Annotated in this window: 21 protein-coding genes; 18 read left to right on the top strand and 3 right to left on the bottom strand. The window is 37.5% G+C overall.

The window, feature by feature from the left end; translation table 11 throughout:
* Positions 1 to 140: 140 nt before the first annotated feature.
* Positions 141 to 272, bottom strand: coding sequence for a pentapeptide repeat-containing protein (locus KGF34_RS11880; RefSeq protein WP_186935976.1), 132 nt, complete (start codon positions 270 to 272; stop codon positions 141 to 143).
* 2,278 nt (positions 273 to 2,550) lie between these two features.
* Here KGF34_RS11880 and KGF34_RS11425 point away from each other — a divergent pair.
* The 17 genes from KGF34_RS11425 (at position 2,551) to KGF34_RS11505 (ending at position 20,763) form a co-directional block, all read left to right on the top strand.
* Positions 2,551 to 3,390, top strand: a complete 840-nt coding sequence (locus KGF34_RS11425) for a cohesin domain-containing protein (RefSeq protein WP_252559203.1) — start codon at positions 2,551 to 2,553, stop codon at positions 3,388 to 3,390.
* A 200-nt stretch (positions 3,391 to 3,590) separates the two neighbouring features.
* Positions 3,591 to 5,246: a hypothetical protein gene (locus KGF34_RS11430; RefSeq protein ID WP_252559205.1), complete on the top strand. Its 1,656-nt coding sequence runs from the start codon at positions 3,591 to 3,593 to the stop codon at positions 5,244 to 5,246.
* A gap of 802 nt (positions 5,247 to 6,048) precedes the next feature.
* The gene (locus tag KGF34_RS11435; RefSeq protein WP_022234846.1) at positions 6,049 to 6,543 is read left to right on the top strand and encodes a DUF177 domain-containing protein; all 495 of its coding nucleotides are present in this window, start codon (positions 6,049 to 6,051) and stop codon (positions 6,541 to 6,543) included.
* A 28-nt stretch (positions 6,544 to 6,571) separates the two neighbouring features.
* Positions 6,572 to 6,760: a 50S ribosomal protein L32 gene (gene rpmF / locus KGF34_RS11440; protein ID WP_022234847.1), complete on the top strand. Its 189-nt coding sequence runs from the start codon at positions 6,572 to 6,574 to the stop codon at positions 6,758 to 6,760.
* Positions 6,761 to 6,888: 128 nt separating this feature from the next.
* A complete protein-coding gene (locus tag KGF34_RS11445; protein ID WP_252559206.1) occupies positions 6,889 to 8,175 on the top strand; it encodes a DUF512 domain-containing protein in 1,287 nt (428 codons plus the stop codon).
* A gap of 7 nt (positions 8,176 to 8,182) precedes the next feature.
* The gene (gene der / locus KGF34_RS11450) at positions 8,183 to 9,505 is read left to right on the top strand and encodes a ribosome biogenesis GTPase Der (RefSeq protein WP_178586178.1); all 1,323 of its coding nucleotides are present in this window, start codon (positions 8,183 to 8,185) and stop codon (positions 9,503 to 9,505) included.
* Positions 9,505 to 10,224: a glycerol-3-phosphate 1-O-acyltransferase PlsY gene (gene plsY, locus KGF34_RS11455; protein WP_195411368.1), complete on the top strand. Its 720-nt coding sequence runs from the start codon at positions 9,505 to 9,507 to the stop codon at positions 10,222 to 10,224. Before der ends, plsY begins: the two co-directional genes overlap by 1 nt.
* A 59-nt stretch (positions 10,225 to 10,283) precedes the next feature.
* Complete coding sequence (locus tag KGF34_RS11460; protein WP_195411367.1) at positions 10,284 to 10,625, top strand: histidine triad nucleotide-binding protein; 342 nt, start codon at positions 10,284 to 10,286, stop codon at positions 10,623 to 10,625.
* Positions 10,626 to 10,637: 12 nt separating this feature from the next.
* Positions 10,638 to 11,174 (top strand): phosphoribosyltransferase family protein, encoded by a 537-nt coding sequence (locus KGF34_RS11465; protein WP_249375903.1) that lies wholly within the window; start codon positions 10,638 to 10,640, stop codon positions 11,172 to 11,174.
* 25 nt (positions 11,175 to 11,199) lie between these two features.
* Positions 11,200 to 13,341 carry a ComEC/Rec2 family competence protein gene (locus KGF34_RS11470; RefSeq protein WP_252559208.1) on the top strand — a complete coding sequence of 714 codons (2,142 nt, stop codon included), beginning with the start codon at positions 11,200 to 11,202 and terminating at the stop codon, positions 13,339 to 13,341.
* Between the two features lie 10 nt (positions 13,342 to 13,351).
* Entirely contained in the window at positions 13,352 to 14,395 is a 1,044-nt protein-coding gene (gene holA, locus KGF34_RS11475) for a DNA polymerase III subunit delta (RefSeq protein WP_186935931.1), read from the top strand.
* Entirely contained in the window at positions 14,396 to 14,989 is a 594-nt protein-coding gene (locus KGF34_RS11480) for a DUF4093 domain-containing protein (RefSeq protein WP_252559211.1), read from the top strand.
* Between the two features lie 51 nt (positions 14,990 to 15,040).
* A complete protein-coding gene (locus tag KGF34_RS11485) occupies positions 15,041 to 15,433 on the top strand; it encodes a putative ABC transporter permease (protein WP_252559213.1) in 393 nt (130 codons plus the stop codon).
* 65 nt (positions 15,434 to 15,498) lie between these two features.
* Positions 15,499 to 16,170 carry an ABC transporter ATP-binding protein gene (locus KGF34_RS11490; RefSeq protein ID WP_186935937.1) on the top strand — a complete coding sequence of 224 codons (672 nt, stop codon included), beginning with the start codon at positions 15,499 to 15,501 and terminating at the stop codon, positions 16,168 to 16,170.
* Between the two features lie 3 nt (positions 16,171 to 16,173).
* Positions 16,174 to 18,855, top strand: a complete 2,682-nt coding sequence (locus tag KGF34_RS11495) for an FtsX-like permease family protein (protein WP_252559215.1) — start codon at positions 16,174 to 16,176, stop codon at positions 18,853 to 18,855.
* A 49-nt stretch (positions 18,856 to 18,904) separates the two neighbouring features.
* The gene (locus KGF34_RS11500) at positions 18,905 to 19,561 is read left to right on the top strand and encodes a response regulator transcription factor (RefSeq protein WP_022234858.1); all 657 of its coding nucleotides are present in this window, start codon (positions 18,905 to 18,907) and stop codon (positions 19,559 to 19,561) included.
* A complete protein-coding gene (locus tag KGF34_RS11505) occupies positions 19,558 to 20,763 on the top strand; it encodes a HAMP domain-containing sensor histidine kinase (RefSeq protein ID WP_252559217.1) in 1,206 nt (401 codons plus the stop codon). Before KGF34_RS11500 ends, KGF34_RS11505 begins: the two co-directional genes overlap by 4 nt.
* Positions 20,764 to 20,815: 52 nt before the next feature.
* Here the strand turns inward: KGF34_RS11505 and putP are convergent, their stop codons facing one another.
* Entirely contained in the window at positions 20,816 to 22,366 is a 1,551-nt protein-coding gene (gene putP / locus KGF34_RS11510) for a sodium/proline symporter PutP (RefSeq protein ID WP_252559220.1), read from the bottom strand.
* A gap of 169 nt (positions 22,367 to 22,535) precedes the next feature.
* Between putP and KGF34_RS11515 the strand changes: the two genes are divergently transcribed.
* The gene (locus KGF34_RS11515; RefSeq protein WP_022234861.1) at positions 22,536 to 23,276 is read left to right on the top strand and encodes a M23 family metallopeptidase; all 741 of its coding nucleotides are present in this window, start codon (positions 22,536 to 22,538) and stop codon (positions 23,274 to 23,276) included.
* 274 nt (positions 23,277 to 23,550) lie between these two features.
* On the opposite strand, the gene KGF34_RS11520 is transcribed toward KGF34_RS11515, so the two are convergent.
* Positions 23,551 to 24,174: a cytidylate kinase-like family protein gene (locus KGF34_RS11520; RefSeq protein ID WP_022234862.1), complete on the bottom strand. Its 624-nt coding sequence runs from the start codon at positions 24,172 to 24,174 to the stop codon at positions 23,551 to 23,553.
* Between the last annotated feature and the right edge of the window lie 853 nt (positions 24,175 to 25,027).

The following is a 25,027-nucleotide window of genomic DNA, read 5'->3' on the forward strand; positions in this document are numbered from 1 at the left end:
GCGAAATGGACTTTAATACAATGAGAGTTGATCCTGATACAATGGTATCATTCGTACTGGAGTATAAAATAGTAGATCCTTCATATATTGTTTCTGCTGAAACAAAACTCACAGAGTCAACATTTGTTCCATCGACAGAGTCAACAGAAGCTCCTGAAACAACAGTTCCTGAAACAACAGTTCCAGAAACAACAGTTCCTGAAACTACAGTTCCGGAAACAACAGTTCCTGAAACTACAGAAGAAGTTCCTGCTGGTGCTCTTACTGTAAATGCTACTTCTAACTTATTCCCTGCATCATCTAATGTTGTTGCAGGTGACGAAGAGTATGTAACAGTAACTTATTACTTTGAGTCAGAGAAGAATGTTCTTAACGCAGACTTCAACCTTACTTATGACCCAACAATGCTCGCTCTTGACAGTGTTATGACTCCTTACACAAACGGTGTAGTAGTAAACTCTGCAACAGCAGGCAAGGTTTATGGTAATATGTCAAGCCTTGAGCTTTACAATTTCAACCAGAAGACACCATTTGTTTCAGTTGTATTCAAGAAACTTGGTCTTGGCGAAACAGATGTAAACCTCACAGTTGATAACCTTACACTCTCACTTGCAAACGCTGAGGGCGTAACAGACGAGGCTCAGGAAGAGGGTCTTGTAAGAGATGGCGTTCTTGCTGAAACATCAACAAAATATTCAGTTGAAACTGAAATTCAGGCAGGTAAAGTTACACCTGTTGTTCCAACAACAGCTGAACCAACAACAGCTCCTGCTCCTGCAGGTTCAACATATGTTGTAGCAGGTTCAGAAGAACTTTGCGGTGTTTTATGGAAGGGTAGCCCGGAAGAAGCTCCTGAAAATGTTATGACAGATAACGGCGACGGTACATACACTAAGGTATTTACCAATGTTCAGATTGCTGATTCACTTCAGATTAAGGTTGTAGAAAATACAGCTGATGGCGGTCAGAATTGGATCGGTGATAACGGCGGAGACAACAATATAACCTTTAATGTTCTTGCCGCTTGTGATGTAACAGTTACATATGACAGCAATACACGCAAAATCACTGTTTCAGGTGACGGTGTTCAGATCGTTTCTGATATTGAAATCAAAAGCATGCATGCTGTTGGTAACGGTGACCCTGATGATGAATCATGGTTAAACGGCGTAGCTTGGGATCCAACAGCTAATGAGATGGAGCAGGTTGCAGATAAGGTTTATGAGATTACATATCACAATGTACCTGAGTTTGACAACTACCAGGTTAAGTTCGCAGCTAACGGCAAGTGGGCTGACAGCTGGGGCAGTGCAGAAGAGGGCTTCACACCTGAATCCGGCGTTGCATTTGACGCTGTATACAACGGTCAGAACCTCACTGTAAATGTACCATATGAGTTTGCTGATGTAACACTCAGAATTGACCTTTCAAACTTCAACTATGCTACAAAGCTTGGCGCAGTTGCTACAGTAACTGTAACAGAAGCTTCTCAAGCACCATCAACAGCTCCTGAAACAACAGTTCCGGCAACAACAGTTCCTGAAACAACAGTTCCAGCAACAACAGTTCCTGAAACAACAGTTCCAGCAACAACAGTTCCGGCAACAACAGTTCCTGCAACAACAATTGCACAGAATACAACAACACCTAATACAACTCTTGCTCCTGCAACAGAAGATGCAACATCTTCAACAGGCGCAACAGTTAAGCCGGGTACAGCCGATACAGCTAACAACGGTAACAATGGCAACAGTACAGCCAATAACAACAATGGTACAGTTAAGACAGGTAATGCTTCTATGGCAGCAGTTATCCTCCTTGTACTTGTATCAGCTACCGGTGTAGTTTACTTTACCCGCAAGAAGGTTAAATAATCTTTTATAAGCATTAATAAAACTTAGTTTTTTCACCCTCTGAGAAATCAGAGGGTGTTTTTTGTTTATAATTCAGAAGTCTAAATTATGGTTTAGCAAATTGTTTCGGCAAGTAATTATAAAAGTTTGGTCGACCTTTTCAAAGGTCGTGGGTGTGGGCAAGGCCCACAAATACTTTCCGTTTACGCAATCTGATGATAGCCAAACAGCTCGCTGTTTGGCGACTTGAACACAACGGCGTTAGCCTTAAAAAGCGATAGCAATAAGAAAGCCATTCGATATATAATGAAAAGTTAATCATTTCTTTTATAAAAGGCTGTCGCCTGTTTTTCAAACTATGTGCAAGCACGCAAACAGCGTGGCTGTTTGCGCCTGATAAATTGTTATATCGGAAGATTTTATGGGCGCTGTCCCAACCCGCAATTTTTGAAAAAATTGAGTAAACTTTTTTGCTTTTGGGAGGATAATTTAGCGTTATCTAAATTTTAATGCCCGACCGACACTCTGCTAAACCACAATTTATGGTGTTTATCTTATGTTTAAAATATAACTCAACATAGATTTATTTCTTTTTTAAAATTATCACATAAAATTCAAATTAAATTTTATATAAGTTCGTTGAAATTTTGTTTATAATATTATATAATAAATGTATTATATATAAGGAATTGATTTTATGTTTAAAAAAATTAAAACTACGTTAGCTTGTTGTTCTGCACTTATGATGCTTTGCGCTGTACCTCTAAATGCAAATGCGGCGGAAGAAGTGAAAATTAACGATGCTGCTTCTGTTGCTGTGGGGGACACATTTACATATTCAATGTATATTGCTGATGCATCAAAAGATGTAATGGGTATGCAGGCATATGTTTTTTATGATACAGATTACCTTGAAATTGACACTGATTCTATTAATTTTGATAATTTGAACGGTGTGATTTATAATGGAAATCTTGACGGATATATGACTTTTAATTTCTCTGATATATCAAATTATGCAAGCTTTTCATCCCGTACACAGCTTGTATCTATGAATTTTAAGGTTAAAAAATCCGGAAATACTAATGTTACATATTTTATTAAAGAAATGTATGACAGCGATATGAATACTCTTACTGCATATACCATAACCTATGATATTAAGTCAGACGGAAAAACTGTTGTTTCAGAAAAAACACCGATTGTTGAAGAAGCGGAAAAATATATAAATACTTACCAGGGAAATTTTATTAATTATATAGACGGTAAAGGAAATGATAATACAGATGAAAAAACGGACCATAAAGCTGTAATCGGCGAAAAAACAACAATGATGCCGCAAAATAACCAAGGCAATACGCAATATGTTGATGTGCAGAAATCGGGTTCGGGTGCATCGGTTACAACGATTGTAATCGTTTGCGGCTTGCTGCTGATAGGCGGAGCAATCGGCGGAGTTATGTATTTCAGACATAAAGAAAATACGAAAAACGGTTTGAATACTGATAGTGACAATATTGACAACGATATGACTTAAAGTGACGAACAGTTTTGACTGTTTATTGCAAAATTAAAAATTGTTTAAAAATTGTTTAAAAATTGTAACTGATTTTTGGTTATTATTACACCCTATAATCGACCTGTTTTTTTGAAAAAGCCTTGATTTTTTGAGCAAATTATTATATAATTGTCATACCGAGTATATCGGAAACATATTTTTATAGGAGGAAATTTCTAATGTCCAAGAAAATCATTAGTCTTATGTTGGCTATGGCTCTTTCTGCTTCAATGGTAGCAGTTGCAGCAGTTAGCGTTTCAGCTGACACAGACAGCGATGGTAACTATGTTCCTTCAGAGGGAACTGAAACATATAGATATTATTTCTATATGCCACAGAGATGGGAAAATGAGTTCACAACATCAACAGGTGCATACTGGTGGGAAGGCACAGATGCTTGCGAAACATGGCAGGATATGTATAAGGTTAAAGAAACTGAGAACGAAAACATTTTCTGTATTGATGTTCCAACGGATGTTCCTAAGCTCATCTTCAACAACTATGTTGACGGCGGTGATGATCCAACGGCTCCTCAGTACACAAAGGCTGCTCAGACATCAGATGTTACATGTGTAGACGATGATGGTGAAGAGGCTTGGGGTTACTGGCCTAAAACTGATGAAGACGATCCTAGTAACGAGCTTTATCCGGAAGGTATCAGAAATTTTAATAACATGATTTATGTTATTGATGAAAACAGAATTGAAGAGAACCCACTCAACCAGAAGCTTACATGCCGTGGTCAGTGGTACTACTACTATGGTAACGGCGAATATGGTTACACACCTGTAAAGGGTGACGGCGCTGTTTACAACACAGAGTATATGTCATTTGAAAAGGCACTTAAGGATAAAGAGGACGGTGTTAAACCAACACCAACAGAGCCTGACTCAACTGTAGCTACAACAGAGGCAGTTGAAACAACAGCTTCAGAGGAAGCTACAACAGCTCCTGCTCCAGTTTCAAAGCCTGCTCTTACAGTAAATGCTAAGTCAAACGTCTTCTCAGATGCTAAGGCTGTGTATGATAACTCAACAAAGCAGGTTACAGTTACTTACTACCTTGGCACAGACAGAGATCTCGTAAACCTTGAGTGGTACTTAAAATTTGATAACACTGTTCTTGAGTATAACAACAAGTCAAACCTTGATGCTACAGGCAAGAAACTCGCCATTATGCCACAGATTCCAAGCGGCTATGTTTTTAATACAAGCCTTCCGGGAAAAATCAATTCTAACGCTTCTGACCTTGGTCTTTACGCAATCGACTCTAAGAAGCCATTTATACAGGTTACATTTGATGTAATCGGTGAGCCTGAAAATGTTGAAACAACTATCGACCTTGACGTAAGAGTTCTTACAACAGGCGAGCTTGACCCCGACAAAATGCAGGTTGATGCTTCAACAATGAACTCGTTCGTAGTTGATTCTGAAATTAAGGATCCTTCAGTTCTTAAGGTTGCTAATACAACTCTTACAGAGTCAACATATGTAGCGCCAACAGTTCCTGAGACAACAAAGGCTCCTGAAACAACAAAGGCAACTGAGACAACAAAGGCTCCTGAAACAACAAAGGCAACTGAGACAACTAAGGCTACTGAGACAACTAAGGCTTCTGAAACAACAATAGCTCCTGCAACTGAAGATGCTACATCATCGACAGGCGCAACAGTTAAGCCGGGCACAGCTGATACAGCTAATAACGGCAACAACACAACTAACAATGATAACGGCACAGTTAAGACAGGTGACGCTACACTCGCAGTTGTAATTCTTACTCTTCTTGTTTCTGCTACAGGCGTAATGTTCGTCATTCGCAAGAGAGAGATGTTCTAATCTTAATTAGTAATAATTTAGATTTCTTTGGGCTGACCTGACAGGTCAGCCCATTTTTGATATTATGATTAAGAATAAATTTCAGAAAAATTGTGTAAATTATGGTTTGTAAAATGTTTTACCAAATAATTATAAAAGTTTGGTCAACCTTTTCAAAGGTTGTGGGTGTGGGCAAAGCCCACAAATACTTTCCGCTTACACAATCTGACGATAGCCAAACAGCTCCCTGTTTGGCGGCTTGAACGCAACGGCGAATGCCCTTAAATGCGATAGCAACAAGAAAGCCATTCGATATATAATGAAAAGTTCATTATTTCTTTTATAAAATGCTGTCGCCTGTTTTTCAAACTATGTGCAAGCACGCAAACAGCGTGGCTGTTAGCGTTTGATAAATCGTTATATCGGAAGATTTTTATGGGCGCTGCCCAAACCCGCAATTTTTGAAAAAATTGAGTAAACTTTTTTGTCTTTGGGAGGATAATTTAGCGTTAGCTAAATTTCAATGCCCGACCGACGCTCCGCCAAACCCAATTTATCAAGTTTAACCAAAATTTAGAACAGAAAAAATACCCTATAAACTCATTTTAATATGTCTGATATTTACTTAAATTTATAACTTGTATTTTGTGCATTGACAATGAATTTTACTTATAATTCCTATAAATAATAATTTTGAAAAAAATTAAAAAAATAGCGTATTTATGAAGAATTTATCGTAAATATCGGTTGACAAAGCGCAAATACTTTTGTATAATAATCAATAGCGTTTTAATATGCGTTTATGCGGTCAAGAGGTGCAATTATGCTTTTTGAACTTAAAAGTGTCTTTCAAAATGAAGGCGAAGAAAAAACAATCAGCTATAAGCTGGATATAAGCAATATTGACATTGACGGCGTTTTTCCATTCAAAACACCGCTTGATATTACCGCAACAGCAGGAAACAGGGCATCACTTGTTGACCTTACTTTGCTTGTCAGCTTTGACTATGTTCGCAGCTGCGACAGATGTGGAGAAGAATTTACAAGGAAGATGAAGTACAAGTTTACTCATAAGCTTGCCCGTACTCTTGAAACTGACGGCAACGACGACTATATTGAAACACCTGATTTTGTACTCGACCTTGATGAAACGGTTATTTCTGATGTGCTGTTGTCGCTTCCGCAGAAAAACCTCTGTAAAGAAGATTGTAAAGGACTGTGCAGTCAGTGCGGTCATAATCTTAATGAGGGTGAATGCGATTGCGATAAAAAGCAGGTTGACCCAAGGCTCGAGATTCTTAAACAACTTATGGATTGATATATGTTATTGTAAGGAGGTCTTTGTAATGGCAGTACCAAAGAGAAAAACTTCACACGCAAGAAAGAGTTCAAGACGTTCAACAGTTTGGAAGCTCAACGCTCCAACACTTGTAATTTGCCCTAACTGCGGTGAGTACAAGGCAGCTCACAGAGCTTGCGGCAACTGCGGTATGTATAACGGCAGACAGGTAATCGTAAAAGCTAACGAGAACTAATTACGGTACAAACATTATGGGCGGCAGAATTCTGTACGCCCTTTTGTTTTGCTCTGATACCTTGAATTTTTCGTGATTTTTGTGTAAAATAAGTGTGAGGTGAGTTCGTGGCTGTAAATATATTTGGTGTGACTGCTAACAGTCACGCAGACAGAGCAAAAATTAAAAGCGGTGAAATTCTGCTTAGTATTAACGGAAATATAATCGAAGATGTCCTCGATTACCGTTTTTATCAGGTAAACAGAGATTTGACACTCGAGATTAAAGATAAAAACGGCGAAATCAGAACAGTGCGTATTGTGAAAAGTGAATACGAGGAAATCGGTCTTGAGTTTGAAACTTATCTGATGGACGAGCAAAAGAGTTGCCGTAATAAGTGTATTTTCTGTTTTATAGACCAATTGCCTAAAGGCATGCGTGAATCACTTTATTTTAAAGACGATGACAGCAGACTTTCATTTTTGTTTGGTAATTACATTACGCTCACAAACCTTACACAGCACGAAATTGACAGAATCATAAAAATGCACATCAGCCCGATAAATGTGTCGGTTCACACTACGAATCCACAACTGCGCTGTAAGATGATGCATAACCGTTTTGCAGGTGATGCGTTAAGACATCTTGAAAGTTTTGCAAAGGCAGGAATCAGTCTTAACTGTCAGATTGTTGCTTGCCCCGGTATAAATGACGGTGATGAACTTCTCCGTACTTTTACCGATCTTGAAAAACTTGGAGTTAATATGACCGCTGTCGTGCCTGTAGGACTTACAAAATACCGTCAAGGATTATATCCGCTTACGGAATACAATCAAGAAACTGCCGCACAGACGCTTGATATAATCGAAAAATTCGGTGATGAATGTGTTAAAAAGTACGGCAGAAGAATTTTTTATGCCGGCGATGAATTTTATATAAAGGCTAACAGACCGATTCCCGATCCTGATTTTTATGAGGGCTTTCCCGCCGTAGAAGACGGTATTGGTATGATTGCCTGTCTTAAAGAAGAAATTGAGTTTGCTGTGGAGGACAGCGAGTACAATGATGCATTGAATTATAAGGTGACTATGGCATGCGGCGAGGCTGTTGCACCTTATTTGAGAGATATGATGAAGATTATTGCAACAAAATTTCCGAATATAGAGATAAATGTTGTTGCAATTAAAAATAACTTTTTCGGCGGAGGAGTTAATGTGTCGGGTTTGGTCACAGGCGGTGACTTGATTGACCAGCTGAAAGACAAAGACCTTGGCGACAAACTTTTTATTCCGTCATCTATGCTTAGATTTGAAAATGACATTTTCCTTGATGATGTTTCGGTTGAAGATGTTGAGCGTGAGCTTAATATTTCTCTTGGAATTGTAAATAACAACGGTGACGAACTTGTAAGAGAAGTTACCACGGTAAAGGAATGATAGAAGAATGAATAAACCTGTAATTGCGATTGTAGGCAGACCGAATGTCGGTAAATCTACACTTTTTAATAAACTTATCGGTCAAAGACTTTCAATAGTCGATGATACACCGGGTGTTACCCGTGACCGTATTTACGGCGAGGTTGAATGGCTCGGCAAAAAAGCGTTTATAATTGACACAGGCGGTATTGAACCGAAATCCGACGATATTATTTTGTCGCAGATGCGCAGACAGGCACAACTTGCCATTGATACCGCAAATGTAATTATTCTTGTTACGGACGGCAAAACAGGTATGGTTGCCACAGATATGGATATTGCGCAGATGCTTATGAAATCAAACAAGCCGATTGTGCTTTGTGTAAATAAATGTGACGGAATCGGCGAACCGACTCCTGAATTTTATGAATTCTATAATCTCGGACTCGGAGATCCTATTCAGGTTTCATCTGTTCACGGACACGGCACGGGCGATTTGCTTGACAATGTGTTTGAACACCTTGATTTTACAGAGGACAGCGAGGATGACGGCACAGTAATTAATGTGGCTGTTATAGGCAAGCCAAATGCAGGTAAATCATCGCTCATTAATAAAATTACAAACGAGGAGCGCTGCATAGTTTCTGACATTGCGGGTACTACAAGAGATACCATTGACACAATGATTGAAAATAAGTACGGTAAATTTAACTTTACCGATACAGCAGGACTTCGTCGTCAGAATAAAATTTATGATGATATTGAAAAGTACAGTATTATCAGAGCAAAGATGGCTATTGAACGCAGTGATGTATGCGTTATTATGATTGACGCAGAGGCAGGCGTTACCGAGCAGGATACAAAGGTAGCAGGACTTGCTCACGAGGCAGGCAAGGCTTGTATTCTTGCTGTAAATAAATGGGATGCAATTGAGAAAAACGACAAGACAATGCAGGAGTTCAGGAAAAAACTTGATACAGACTTTGCATTTATGTCTTATGCTCCTAAGGTATTTATTTCTGCAAAGACAGGTCAGCGTATTGACAGGTTGTTTGAATTTATTGTAAGCTGTGCGGAGCAGTCTGCAAGAAGAATTACAACAGGTATGCTCAATGAATTGCTTGCACAGGCTACAACAAGAGTTCAGCCGCCGTCGGATAAAGGCAAGAGATTAAAGATTTTTTATGTTACCCAGGCATCGGTTAAGCCGCCGACATTTATTTTCTTCTGTAATAACGCTCAATTATTCCACTTTTCTTATCAGCGCTATCTTGAAAACAGAATCAGAGAGGCATTCGGACTTGAGGGCACACCAATCAGAATTATTATCAGGGAGCGTGGCGAAAAGTAATGAATTTTTATTTATCGTTTTTAGCGTATAATTGTTGGAGAATTATAATTACTGCCGTTATAGCTTATCTTTTAGGCAGTGTGAATACAGCCGTTATAGTTACAAAGATTGTAACGGGCGGTAAGAAAGACATTCGTGAAATGGGCAGCGGTAATGCAGGATTTACAAATGTTCTGCGTTCCGTAGGAAAAGTGCCTGCAATTTTTACAATCGTATGTGACGCACTTAAGTGTGTGGTTGCGGTTATTATCGGCTGGTTGATTTTCTCGACTATTCCTGCAGACAGTCAGATTCTTTCAAATGAATTTGGCAACTGCGGCAAGTATATAGCCGGTATTTTTGCAATACTCGGACATTCGTATCCTGTTTATTTCCACTTTAAAGGCGGTAAAGGTGTTGTAACCGCTGCCGCTCTTATAGCAAGCGAGGATTGGAGAGTATTTATTGCGGTTATCGCAGCTTTCCTTATTGTTTTTGCTTGTTCAAAAATCATTTCGCTTTCGAGCATAACAGCGGCTGTACTTTACGGCCCATTTACATTCCTTGCAACATTCTTGTTTGATTATCCGAACGGATATTCTTTAGGCTATGTTATCTTGTCAACGGTTGCGGCATTGATTATCGGTATATTTGTTATTGTTAAGCATAAGGATAACATCAAAAGACTTATGCGTGGCGAAGAAAAGAAAATTACCGCAAAGAAAAAGACAAACGCTTGACGGACTTTTGCAAAAGTTGTAAAATAATGACGGATAATTTTATTGAAAGGTCGAATATTATGTCTGACTGTATTTTTTGTAAAATAGTTGACGGTTCTATTCCGTCTACAAAGGTTTATGAGGATGATAAAATCCTTGCATTCAAGGACTTAAATCCACAAGCACCTGTTCACACTCTTATTGTTCCGAAACAGCATATCTGCTGTGCTGATGAAATTACTGCCGATAACTGTGAGATAGTCGGTTACATATTCTCAAAAATTCCGGAGATTGCAAAATCACTTGGTCTTGAGAACGGCTATCGTATTGTTAATAACTGCGGTGAGGATGGCTGTCAGTCAGTAAAGCACTTGCACTTCCATTTGCTTGGCGGCAAAAAGCTTGCTGAAAATATGGCTTAAGAGGTGGAAAAGATGGGTACATACAAAATTACTATTGCAGGTCACGAGCGTGAACTTGAGTTTTTTCCTGTAAGCGATAAACTTGATATTGCAGCTTTTATTATGTTTGGCGATGTTGAAATTACCGAAGCATCTGCTAAAGAACTGTTAAAGATTTGCCCTGAACACGATGTTGTTGTTACGGCAGAGGCAAAAGGTATTCCTCTTTGCTATGAAATGGCAAGACAGGGCTGTAAAAATTATGTTGTTGCCCGTAAAGGCGTTAAGGTTTATATGAGAAACCCTATTGAAGTAAATGTTAAGTCAATCACAACCGAGAATGAGCAAAAGCTTTATCTTGGCGAGGGTGACGCAAACTTTATTAAGGGCAAAAGAGTTTTGATTGTTGATGATGTTGTTTCAACAGGTCAGAGCCTTGAGGCAATTGAAGAGCTTGTTACTAAGGCCGGCGGAAATATAGTAGGTAAAGCGGCTGTGCTTGCCGAAGGTGACGCAAGAGGCAGAAAAGATATTATTTATCTTGAGGAATTGCCGCTGTTTTTTAAATAAAACTGATAAATAAGGATTGAATTTTATGAAACGACCGTTTGCATTGATTGGTATTACTTATCTTTCTGTGCAAGCGGCGCTTTTTTATTTAGAGTCGGATTTAGCAGCGGCAATATTAACCGCTGTGTGTTTTGCCGGAACTATTATTGTGCTCTTTATACTTAAAAATAGAAATTTACGGCATACGGTGCTTGGCTTTTGTTTGACAGCAGCATTTGCAAGTACGATTTTCAGCGGATATAATATATTTGTTAAACAGCCGATTGTAGATAAATATTCCGAAAGAGAAATATATGTGACGGCAACTGTACTTGAGCAACCCACGGTGCAGTACGATACTTACAGATATTTAATTGAAACCGATAGTATAAACGGAAAAATCGAAAAACTGAAAATCTGTCTTTCAACAATTAATGAATTAAATGTTGAAGAATTTGACAGAATAAGCTGTGTTTTGCCATTAAAAGAATGTACTAAAAGTCAGATGATTGCTGACGGTGCGTTTTTACAGGCATCTGTTAATAAAAACTTTGCTTATATTGTAAAAAAGACCGATGACAAGCCTCTGTATTATCAAGCTGTAAAGATAAGAGAAAATTTTGCGGACAGTTTTGAACAAAATATGTCGCAGGATTGCGCATCACTGTGCAGAGCGGTTTTATTGGGAGAAAAAACCGCTTTATCGCAAGAAATTCAGAACGATTTTACCCGTTGCGGCGTAAGTTTTTTGATAGTTGTGTCGGGTATGCATCTTGCCATAATCAGCAGTTTTGTATTTTTGTGTATCAAGAAAATTATAAAAAACAGAGTTTTGCGTTCGATGATAATGCTTATGTGCGAATTTTCATTTATGGCGGTAACAGGATTTGCACCGTCTGTTGTAAGAGCGGGAGTAATGCTTGCCGTAGTGTATTCGGGAAAAATGTTTATGCGCAAAGGCGATTCGCTCAATTCGCTCGGAATTGCGGCTTTAATTCTCACCGTACCCAATCCTACAGCTGTTGCCGATGTGGGTATGCTTTTATCTTTTACCGCAACGCTTGGAATAATATTGTGGGCAAGAAAAATTTCAGTTTATATAATGGGCAAATTTGCAAAATTGAAAAGACTTAAAAAGCCCGTTGAATTTACAGTAAACTTATTTGCGGTTTCCGTTTCTGCCGCTGTATGGACAATGCCGATTTCAGTGTTGATGTTTGGTAAAGTATCGGTATTTTCAATCTTGCTTTCCATTATACTTTCGCCTGCGGTAAGCGTACTTGTAGCTTGTGCGTTGCTTGCGGTGATTCTTTACGGCTTTGGAATTGTAAGTATTATTGCTTATCCGCTTACCTTTGTATGTGAGCAGTTAAGTAAGTATGTAATTTTTATTGTCGGCACATTTTCGGATATTCCGTTTTCTTCGGTAAACGCACGAAAACCGTATTTTTACATTTGGCTTGCTCTTATTGCGGTTATGGTGATTGTCGGATATTTTGTTAAAAACAAAGCAAACTATGCCGTTAAGAGCGCTGTTATTTCGCTGTGTGTTCTTGCACTCGGTTTTGCGGTTTACTCCGTAATTGATGTAAATACAACCGTCATTAATATTTACGCAACGGGAGGAAATACGGTTACGGTAAAGCGTGGAAAAAATTGCTCGGTTGTCAGTTGCGGCGGTGAAGCAACAAATGTATATTATGCCGTGTCTGATATTATGGAAGATACGACTTTGCTTGATTTTTTGATTGTGCCTTCGGATTCGGACGGAAGTTTGCTTTATGCCGATATTTTCCAAACAAAATTTGACGAATCGGATGTTTTGATATATGATAGTAAAGGTGAGAATGAAGATAACGGTAATGTAAAATATTTTACTGTAAATAAAAGTTTTACGCTTAATTTAAATTCGGAAACCAAAGATGAAGCAGTAAGCACGGAAAGCGGTGTGTACCAGTATATCAGCACCGAAAGCACCACTGTTTTGTTACTTGACGGTAATTGCAAGGCAGAAGATATTTTGGAAAAACACAGAAAAGCAGATTACATAATTACCGATAAAGACGGAGATAATTTGCAAGATATTTGCGGTAAAAGAATTATTACGAATACCGACGATGCAAACGCAAAAGATTGCGAAGATATGATTTTTGTACGGGACAAAAATCTGCAGATTGTTATTGATTGACGGAGGAAATATGGCTGTACTAACAGATAAACAGATGGACAAGCATATAAAAGAAAGAAATTTTGCAAAGGTGTATTTGATTTACGGCGAAGAGCAAATGTATGTAAAAAAATATACCGATAAGCTTGTTACGGCTGTAGCAGGTAAGACACCGTCAGAGTTTAATTTTCATTCATTTGGTGACAGCATTAATTTTGACGAGCTTGCCGCCTCTGTACAAATAGTTCCGTTTATGAGTGAATTTAACTGTGTTCTCGTAAGCGATGCGGCTTTCGATGAATTTAATGCAAATGATAACGCAAGGTTTGCAGATATATACAAGGCAGTGCCTGACGGTTGCGTATTTATAGTTTCTTTGCCGTCTGTAAAACCTGTTAAAAATAAAACCGTTTTGCCTGCATTAAAAAAATATGCCGATAAAAACGGAATCGTTTGCGAGTTCAATACTCTTACTCAAAACGAGCTTGTTAAGTTTATTGCAAAATGGGCGAATGCAAACGGAAAATTCATTTCACAGGTAAATGCCACACAACTTATTTCGCTTTGCGGTCGTGACCTTAATATGCTGAAAAATGAGATAGATAAAATTTCCGCATATGCAAAGGGAGAAGAAATCTCTGACGAAGACATAGAAAAACTTGCGACGGTTACACTTGAATCAAAGATTTTTGCGCTTTCGGACGCTGTGCTTAACGGCAATGCACAAAAAGCCTTTAATACGCTTGACACCTTATTTTATCAGCAGGAAAAGACGGCGGATATGCTTTTTATTTTATCGCAGGCTTTTATAGACGCATACAGAATCAGAGTTGCTGATGAAAGCGGCGTACAAAAAACGGAGGTTGCGAGTAAGTTTAATTATAAAAACAGAGCGTTTGTACTTGATAATGCAAGAAGGGCAACAAAGCGAGTTTCTACGCAGGCTTTAAGAAAATCGCTTAGTTTGCTTTTGCAGGCGGAAACCGAATTTAAAAGTGTTTCGGTAAATGACAGAGTGTTCTTTGAAAAACTGATTGCACAGCTTTTGCTGACCGCTGAGAGGGGAAGAGTTTAATTGCTTAAAATAAAAGAGGCAATAATAGTTGAGGGCAGATATGACAAAATAAAATTGAAAAATCTTGTAGACACAACGATTATCGAAACAAACGGTTTCCGTGTGTTTTCGGATAAAGAAAAGCAAACGCTTATCCGCAAAATAGCACAGACGAGGGGAATACTTGTATTTACTGACAGCGATTCCGCAGGCTTTGTTATAAGAAATTTTTTGCGTGGTACGGTTGACAAAAGTAAGATAAAACATTGCTACATACCGCAGATAAACGGCAAGGAAAAGCGTAAGGCGCACGGTTCAAAAGAGGGCTTTCTTGGTGTTGAGGGAGTGAGCGATGATGTGATTATCAAGGCAATTCGCAAAAGCGGAGCTACAATAATCGGTGAAGATGAACAGGCAGACAGAGAAGAGGTAACAAAAGCCGACTTATACAGGCTCGGTCTTTCCGGCAGGGAAAACTCCGAGAAATTAAGAAAAGCCTTGTTAAAGCACTTAGATATGCCGTCTTACCTTACTGCCAATGCTATGCTGTCGGCAATCAATTGCTTATATTCGCTTGATGAACTGAAAAATATAGTTAATGAATTGGAAATTTAATAATCAGAATTTAAATCACCGTTTTTGGACATAATAAAAACGGTGATTTTTTTGTTAAAGAGATTAAAATGTGATTGTATACTGTTTTCAATCGGCGGAGTTGCTTATGCTTTGCTTGAAATACTGTGGCGCAGAAAAACTCATTGGACAATGGCGGTTACGGGCGGCAGTTGTTTTCTTACAATTTTCAGAATATATAAAAAATTCCCAAAACTGTGTTTACGCAGCAAATGCCTTATAGGCGGTGCCGTTATCACACTTATGGAGGGAATATGCGGATTTATAGTAAATGTAAAATTTAAACTTAATGTCTGGGATTACAGCAATTGTACGCTGAATTTTAAAGGACAGGTTTGCCCGTTTTACAGTATGTTGTGGACGCTTTTGTGCATACCTATAAGCTGCATATGCAAATTGCTTTGCAAAAACAAAAAAATTATTTAGCAGTCACTTTAGCGTCATTATGAGTATTTATAATAAACCTGTAAAATAAATTTGGAGGAATTATTATGGAAATACTCAAAGTTGAAAATCTTGTAAAAACCTACGGAGAGGGAGATAATATTGTAAATGCGGTTGACAATATTTCTTTGTCTGTAAATAAGGGCGAATTTGTTGCTATAGTAGGCGCAAGCGGCAGCGGAAAATCAACGCTTTTGCATTTGCTCGGCGGTGTTGACAGACCGACAAGCGGCAAAATTTATATAGACGGAAACGAAATAAATAATATGAATAATGATAAACTTGCTATTTTCAGACGCAGACAGATTGGCATTGTTTATCAGTTCTATAATCTTATTCCGATTCTTACGGTGGAAGAAAATATCTCTCTTCCGTGTGACCTTGACGGTAACAGACCCGACAAAGAGAGAATGGATTTGATTTTAAAGTCTTTCGGACTTTTTGAAAGAAGAAATCATCTGCCAAACGAGCTTTCGGGCGGTCAGCAACAGAGAACCTCGATTGCAAGAGCTTTAATAAATAATCCGGCTATTCTGCTTGCTGACGAGCCGACAGGTAACCTTGATTCAAAATCCACAGAAGAAATTATGAGTATTTTGAAAATGTCTAACCGTGACTTTAATCAGACAATAATTATGATTACGCACAATCTTGAAATTGCAAAGGAAGCCGACAGAATTATTACAATTCAGGACGGCAAAATTTTAAGGGAGGCGTAAGGCTTGAAGATACTGAATAAACTTACTGTTAAAAATTTAAAGTTGAATAAAAGCCGTACGATTGTTACGATTATCGGTATTATGCTTTCGTGCGCTTTGATTATGGTTGTTGCCGGTATGGCGGCAAGCGCACAACAGACAATGGTAAACTTACAAATTAATATTACGGGTAATTATGATTTATTTGTAAAAGGAGCAAACAAAAAAATTATTGACAATGCGCAGGCAAACAGAAATGTAAAGGACATTTATATAAAACAAAATCTCGGTTGCGCATATCTGCCGCAGGCGAAATTTGACACAAAGCCGTACATAAATGTGGTTGCATTTAACGAAAAATCATTTACAGACTGCTTTAATGTTACACTTAAAGAGGGCAGACTTCCGCAAAACGGAAACGAACTTGTGCTTTCGCAGAGTGTAATTGAGAACAGCAGAGCGGAATTTAAAATAGGCGATACAATTACACTTGACTTGGGCAAAAGAGTTTATGTATCGGGTGCGGAAATACCGTTAAACGATACCGAATATTTTATTGACGAAAATGGTTTGGAAAAACTTGTCGATACTCATAAAAAGACTTACACTGTTGTAGGTGTGTTTAATAAGGTTTCTTCATCATATTTTGCGGCAGACAGCAATTCTGCGAGCAGTTCCGCTTTCACTTTAGCTGAAGAAAATGCCGATATAAATGATTTGTTTATAAGTTTTACATCAGACGGTGAAAAAGATTATATTACAACGAGCGGTGAGATTTTAAATTTAACGGGTGACGATTTTGAGAGTTTAAAAAATGATTTTGAAGTTTATCTTGAAAACGGCGATTTTTATGAGGCGAGTATAAACAAAGATTTGCTGAGATACAAAGGCTTTGCGCTAAGTGACGAGTATATGAGAATGCTTTTATCATTAGCTGTAATAATTATTGTAATTATTGCAATTTCAAGTATTTTTGTTATCCGCAACAGCTTTGCAATTTCAATTACCGAAAAAACAAAGTTGTACGGTATGCTTGCTTCAATCGGTGCTACATCAAAGCAGATAAGGCATAATGTGCTTTTTGAGGGCTTTGTGCTTGGCATAATCGGTATTCCGGCAGGCATTTTGCTTGGCGTAGGTGTAATTGCGCTGCTTGTGGTAATTTTGAACGCATTGCTCGAAAATATGCTGAACGGAATCTCATTTGTTTATGCTGTTCCATGGTGGGTAGCGGTTATTTCTGCTGTAATGTCAGCGGTTATTATTCTGTTTTCTACGCTTTCATCGGCTTTCAGAGCCTCAAGAATTGCTCCGATTACCGCAATCAGAGGCAACAACGACATTAAGATTAATAAAAAGAAAAGCTATAAATCACCGAAATTTATTAAAAAGCTGTTTGGTGTGGGCGGAGAAATTGCCTATAAAAACCTTAAACGCAGTAAAAAGAAGTACCGCACTACTGTAATTTCTATTATTATAACAGTTGCAATGTTTATTTCAATTTCCACCTTTATTGAGTACGGATTAAAAATTGCAGGTGATCACTTTAAGGATATTTCTTACAATATTACTGTACTTGCAAACGATAAGCTGTCATATGATGAATACGAAAATGTTTACAAAAGAATCATTGCTGATACGGATATAAATTCAAGCATAAAAGCCTGTGAAAATTATTATGGCAATATAGTGGGGCTTACCGATTATTATACGGAGGATGCCAAAGCGGCAGAGTTATCGGGCGGCGATTTAGCGTATGTGTTTGGTGTGGATAATAAGAGCTTTAAGGAGTATGTAACCGCACTTGGATATAATTATGATGATGTCAAGGATAAAGCACTTATTACGAATGATTTTAAATACTACAATTCGGATAATATTCTTATCAAGGGTAAGGAATTTGACTTGCCTATGAACACTGTTGTAAAGTTGTATCCTAACGGAACCCCGTCATATACTGAGGATGATATTAAAGAAATTCAGAAAACAGATCCTGATTTTGTATATAATCCGGATGATTATAAGTCTGTTGACCTTGTTATATATGATACAATTAATAAGGAAGTGCCGGGGTCTATAGTTTCAAGTATTATGAGTACCCTAAATGAGGGAAGTGTGCTTGTAAGTGAGGATTATTTTAAAAAGCTGTTTGCCGAGGATAATGACCATACAACAGGAGTCATTGTTATTGATTCGGCTGACCCTGTAAATACGGTAGAATATATAAATAATCTTGATATAGAAAATCTTGATGTTTTTAATATTAACGAGCAAAAAGAACAGATGAATGCCATTGTGCTTATTATTGCAATCTTTGCTTACGGTTTTATTATTGTAATTTCACTTATCGGTATAACAAATGTATTTAACACAATCAATACCAATATGCGTTTGCGCAGTAAGGAATTTGCGATGCTCAAGTCTATCGGTATGACAAAGAAAGAATTTAACAGAATGATAAGACTTGAAAGTTTGTTCTACGGTTTAAAATCCTTGCTTATCGGTGTTCCGCTCGGATTGCTCGGAGGTTATGCTATATTTAAGGCTACGGGAAATACCATTATGCTTGACTATTCATTCCCGACTATGGCTGTACTCATAAGCATAGTGTTCGTATTCTTTGTTGTATGGCTTATTATGAAAATTTCTATCAGCAAAGTGAATAAACAGAATATAATTGAAACCATACGCAACGATAATATTTGACATATCGGCTTACAGGGTGATATAATCACAAAAGAAGGGAAGTGTTAGTATGAAGATACTGCTTGTTGAGGATAACAAAAGCATAATAAAAGGACTTGAGTATGCATTTGCACAGAACGGCTACAGTTGTGAATACTGTCTTAGTTTAGACGAGGCTGTACGAAAAGCACCTTTTAATTATGATGTAGCAGTGCTTGATATAATGCTTCCCGACGGAAACGGCTTTGATTTGTTTAAAAAAATTCGCAGATATTCCGATTTGCCTGTAATTTTTCTTACCGCTGTTGATGATGAAGACAGTGTAGTAAACGGACTTGAACTTGGTGCGGACGATTACATAACAAAGCCTTTTTCTACAAGAGAACTTATTGCACGCATAAAGCGAGTGGCGAATAAAAACAGTAAAAAGAACATAATTACAGTATCGGGCGTTACGCTTGATTTGGATAAATCGGCGGTGTTTGAAAACGGAAAACAGCTTGAACTTACCGCACTTGAATATAAATTATTGTCGCTGTTAATGCAAAATGCAGGTAAAGTGGTAACACGGGAACTGATATTTGAAAAAATATGGGATGTATCCGGAAACTTTGTAAACGACAATACGCTTACCGTATATATCAAGAGAATACGCAAAAAACTTGATGCGGATATAATAAAAACGGTAAAGGGAATGGGGTATCAGGTTGCGGAGGTCAGCGAATGAAAAATGCTCAAAAGTTTGTATGTGCGGGTCTTGCGATAACAATTGTATTTTGTGTAATATCAGCTGTTTTTACTTTTATCGGTCTTGAGAATATAAGAAAAACAAGTAACGATACCATAAATCAGCTTGTAAATATACTGCTTGAAAAATACCCTGATGTCAGCGAAAAAGAAGTAGCCGAAATACTTAATAATAAAACCGAATATACGGATAATTCGGAATTTTTAAATAAGTACGGAATTCACCCCGAAAAGGATTGGGTTTCATACAACAATCAAGGCTCATACAAATATGTGATTCTTTCGGTATCTGTTTGTATAGCATTTGGACTTGCTTTTGCGGTTCTGTTTTTAGGGTATTTAAAAATTCAAAAGAAACAGACTATGGATATTGCAAAGCGGATTGAGCGTATAAATCTGGGTGATTATTCATTACAGATTGACCGAAACAGTGAAGATGAACTCTCACTGCTTGACAATCAAATTTACCGAACTGCCGTAAAATTCAGAGAGCAGGCAGAAAATTCTAATAAAGACAAAGAGAATTTACAAAAATCGCTTTCCGATATTTCACATCAGCTTAAAACTCCGCTTACATCAATAATTGTAATGGTTGATAATATTCTTGACGATGACGATATGCCGCTTGAAATAAGGCGTGAATTTTTAAATGATATTAAGCACAACACGAATACTATTTCTTTTTTGGTGCAAAGTCTTCTTAAGTTATCAAAACTTGACGCAGAGGCGGTTAAATTCAGATATGAGCAGGTTGAGGTGAAAAGCATTGTTGATGAATGTATTAAAAATACCGCTGTAATGGCTGAAATTTTGGGTGTAAGACTTGAAACCGACTGCAATGACATAATTCTTAATTGCGACAGAAAATGGCTTTGCGAGGCTGTTACGAACATAATTAAAAACTGTATTGAACACTCGCACAACGGAAACATAAAAATAACCGCTGACCAAAATAAACTTTATACAAAAATCAGCATAAAGGATAACGGCAGCGGTATTACAAAAGAAGATTTGCCTCATATATTTGAACGATTTTATAAGGGCAAAAATTCAAGTGATGACAGTGTGGGTATAGGACTTTCACTTGCAAAGACAATTATTGAAAAGCAAGGCGGATACATAAGTGTATCGTCTGAACTTAATAAAGGCAGTGAATTTGTAATAAAATTCTTTAACAACTGAATATCAACAAAAAACAGGTTGCCGCTTAATTGCGACAACCTGTTTTTGTATCTTAGATTTCAATGCTTTTGATTGAATCAAACTCGTCCTGAATTTCTTTTGAAGGTTTCTTTACTATAAGAGAAACTATAATATTTACGATAAGCGCAAGCGCAAAACCTAAAACAAGAGAATAAAGATTTGTTGCTTTGTAAAGAGTTACACCGTTTACGAGCGGTAAATAGTCCCATACAATAACTGTAAGTGCGCCTGTTGCCATACCGCTGATTGCACCTGCAAGTGTTGAGCGTTTCCAGAATAACGCAAGAAGTACAACCGGACCGAAAGCAGAGCCAAAACCTGCCCATGCGTCAGAAACAAGTCCCATAATACTTGAGTTAGGATTAATGGCAATTACAAAGCCGATAATTGCAACAACAACTACCGCAACCTTACCGATGTTAAGAGCACTTTTCTCTGTAGCGCTTTTCTTAACGCCTTTGTAAATATCCTCTGACACGGCAGATGCTGTAACAAGGAGCTGGCTGTCGGCTGTTGACATAATAGCGGCAAGAATACCGCAAAGGAATATACCGCCGATGAATATCATTATTCCGTTATCGGAGAAGATCTGCTGAATAAGTCTGATGAATACTGTTTCGCTTGCTGTAGCGTCAAGGTTTTCGATAAGGTAACCTCTTGCAACAAGTCCGATAAGGCAAGATGCGGCAAGCGAAATGATAACCCATACGATAGCAATTTTTCTTGATTTTTTGATTTCAGAGTCACTTTTTACCGCCATAAATCTTATAAGAATGTGTGGCATACCAAAGTAACCGAGTCCCCATGCAAGGTTAGAAATAATAGAAACGGCAGAAACATTTGAACCGTCATCATTTTTTAAGAAGTTAAGGTAATTATCCGGGTTTGTTACACCGCTGTCGATAAGTGACTGTGAGAAACTGTTGTTATATGTAAGAGCTACATAAGCGATTATCGGAACCGCCATAATGGCAACAAGCATTAAAAGTCCCTGTACAAAGTCAGTGTAGCAAACAGCCTTAAATCCGCCGAGAAATGTATAAACAAGAATTACAATTACAGCAACTATAAGACCGATTGTATATACAGTGTTGTAGTTTTCAGAGTTGCCGAAAAGTGTAGCGAAAAGCTTTGCGCCCGAACTGAATGCCGAGGCTGTATATACTGTGAAGAATATTGCAATAATAATGGCAGATACCATTTTTATTACGCCCTTATCGTCACGGTAACGGTTCTGGAAAAAGCTCGGAATTGTAAGTGAGTTTCCTGCAACGATTGTATATTTTCTTAATCGTGCCGAAACAATGTACCAGTTGAGTATAGTGCCGATCAAAAGTCCGACTGCTATCCATACCTCACCTGTTCCCGCAAGGTAAACCGAACCCGGAAGTCCCATAAGCAGCCAACCGCTCATATCGGAAGCCTGTGCAGAGAGTGCAGCGGTCCAGCCGCCAAGATTTCGTCCGCCGAGGAAATAGTCCTCGTTGTTTTTTGTGCCCTTAGACGATACAAAGCCAATAATTATCATAATGACCATATATGCCGCAAAGGAGCATAAAACTATTATATTTGCTGTACTCATATTTTCCTCCTCTATTTTGTTATTAAACACAAATACTCTTTAATAGTACCAAATTTCAGCAAAAAAATCAAGTATATTCAATGTTGTAGCAGATTTATACAATAAAATATTTTTATATAATTGTATATTTATTACAGCAGAGCCAATAATAACAACGGAGGTGCTATTTATGAGCGAAAATAACAGCAGAAAGAAAAAGAGCAGATATGAAAAGGCAGGATTCTATACTGCGCTTTCTATCTGCTTAATAGCCGTAACTATGGCAGTGTATTCAACATATAATACTATATCGGGAGCAAAAGAACCTACGGAGCAACCCACCACCACGGCAGTGGAGGTAAATAATCAGGTGACAGGTATAACGGAGATTGCAGAGGAAACTACATTTCCTAAAGTTGCAAATGAAATAACTGTTCCTACAATATCGGTTACAATTCCCCCTTACACCGAACCTACCGAGCAGGACACAACAAGAAATGCCTTACAAACTATGCTTTCAACCGATTTAACTCTAAGTTATCCGCTGAATCAGAAAAACATTATAAGAGAATACAGCGAGAAAACAGTGTATTATAAAAGTCTTAATGTATGGAAATCGCATCTCGGAGTGGATTTTGCGGGTGAGATAGGCGATGAAGTAACCGCAATGACAGGCGGTGCGGTAATAAAGGTTGACGAGGATAAACTGTACGGAAAAACGGTAGAGATTGCAACCGATAATGCCGTAGTTATTTACAGCGGATTAAACGGAATAACCGTAAAAGAAGGCGATTCGGTAGAAAACGGACAGAAAATCGGTGTAATAGGTGCAGTTCCTTGTGAAGTACACGACAAAAATCATATTCATGTTGCCGTTAAGATAGACAGACAATTTGCAGACCCGCTTTCATTTATCAGCAACGGGGAATAAAATCTCCGTTTTTATCATAGATATAATTATAGCACGCCCTCGTATCGTTTCAGGGGCAAACAAAAAAGTGATGGTTGATTTCAGCCATCACTTTTATCTTATTCGTATTCACGATTTACAATTTTACAAAGTACGGTTATCTTTCGCTCTGATGCCATTCTTCATTGCCAAAGATAAAATCATCAATATCCATTACAATAATTCTCATAAAAACACCTCCTATATTATAGTAAACAATACCATTATATTCAGGAAGTGCAGGAATTATACAGGATTACTTGTTAATAATATTTAAGTATTCACAAATAATGTCAACTGCCTGCTCGGTAGAAAGAGCTGTACTGTTAATGCACAAATCATAGTTATCTGCCAAGCCCCACTTTTTTCCTGAATAGAAACTGTAGTAGTTTGCTCTGTTTTTGTCTGCTTTTAATACTGCCTGCTTTGCACGAGCGGGATCAATACTTTGTCTTTCGACTGCTCTCTTAGTTCTTACATCAATGTCAGCATAGATATAAATCTTAGCGAGGTTTTGGTGATCCTTCAAAACATAATCCGCACATCTGCCAACGAATACGCATGGACCTTCATTGGCAAGCTGCTTGATAATCTTGTGCTGTAAAATGTAGAGCTTGTCATTAACAGGTAAATCACCCATAGATGAAAAACCGTTACCGTAATTATAAAGTCCTAATGAAAGAGAGTACAAAAGGCTGTTTGTAGCCTTCTCATCAACATTTTCAAATACTTCAGGACTAATTCCGCTCTCTTTGGCTGCTAAAGATATAAGCTCCTTATCATAGAATGGAATGCCAAGGCGTTCTGAAAGAGCCTTTCCTATGTTGTGACCGCCTGAACCGTACTGTCTTGTAATTGTAATAATGTTATTGCAGCTCATATCATAACCTCCGGTGCAAAGAAATGTATGGAAAAGTAACTTGTATTACTTACTCTATACATATATATAATATCATAAATTTTTAAAAAATCAAATGAATTATACAATTTTTACAAAATTTGTGTAATCAATATAAATTGATTTGAGTTGCTTTGTGCACTATTACCATATAGCATATAAGAAATATATTGAGTTTGTACGAAGTCTGTCTGATATATAAACTATACAGTTGAAATAAGTAATTGCCTGTAATACAGTTATTTATCAATATAAGACTTTATCTTAAGATTACATATATACTATTAAAGATAAAAGCAATTTTTGAAATTAAATCAGTTTTCAATTTAATAATCGTGATACTTGATTTTATTAGATATATATGTAAGAGAGTATTATTTCAGACTAAAAATAGTATATTCCATATATGTAAACACTATATATTGAGTTTATAAGGATAAAGTAAAAATTATTTAAAATTTTTTGAAAAAAATTGAAAAAAAGGGTTGCAATTTGTAAAAAGGAGTGATATAATAACGAAGTCGCTTGAGGAAAGCACAAACAACAGAAAAGTTTGAAAGCACAGAAAAAAGCTTTTAAAAGTAATGAAAGAGATTTCAAAAAACTTTTTAAAAACTTTGAAAAAAGTGTTGACAAGCGAAAATGAATGTGATATAATAATTCACGCACTGTTGAGAGAGGTTCGGTAAGAACCGACAAAAAACTTTCCAAAAAGTGCGTAGGACCTTGAAAATTAAACAACGAGAAAGATAAAGGAACCCGTAATACTTTGAGGATACTCAAAGATTTACAGTGAGATGCACACAACAAAGCATCAGGAATTACGGATACGTTA

The organism is Ruminococcus sp. FMBCY1, assembly GCF_023921805.1.
Taxonomy (GTDB): Bacteria; Bacillota; Clostridia; order Oscillospirales; family Acutalibacteraceae; genus Ruminococcoides; species Ruminococcoides intestinale_A.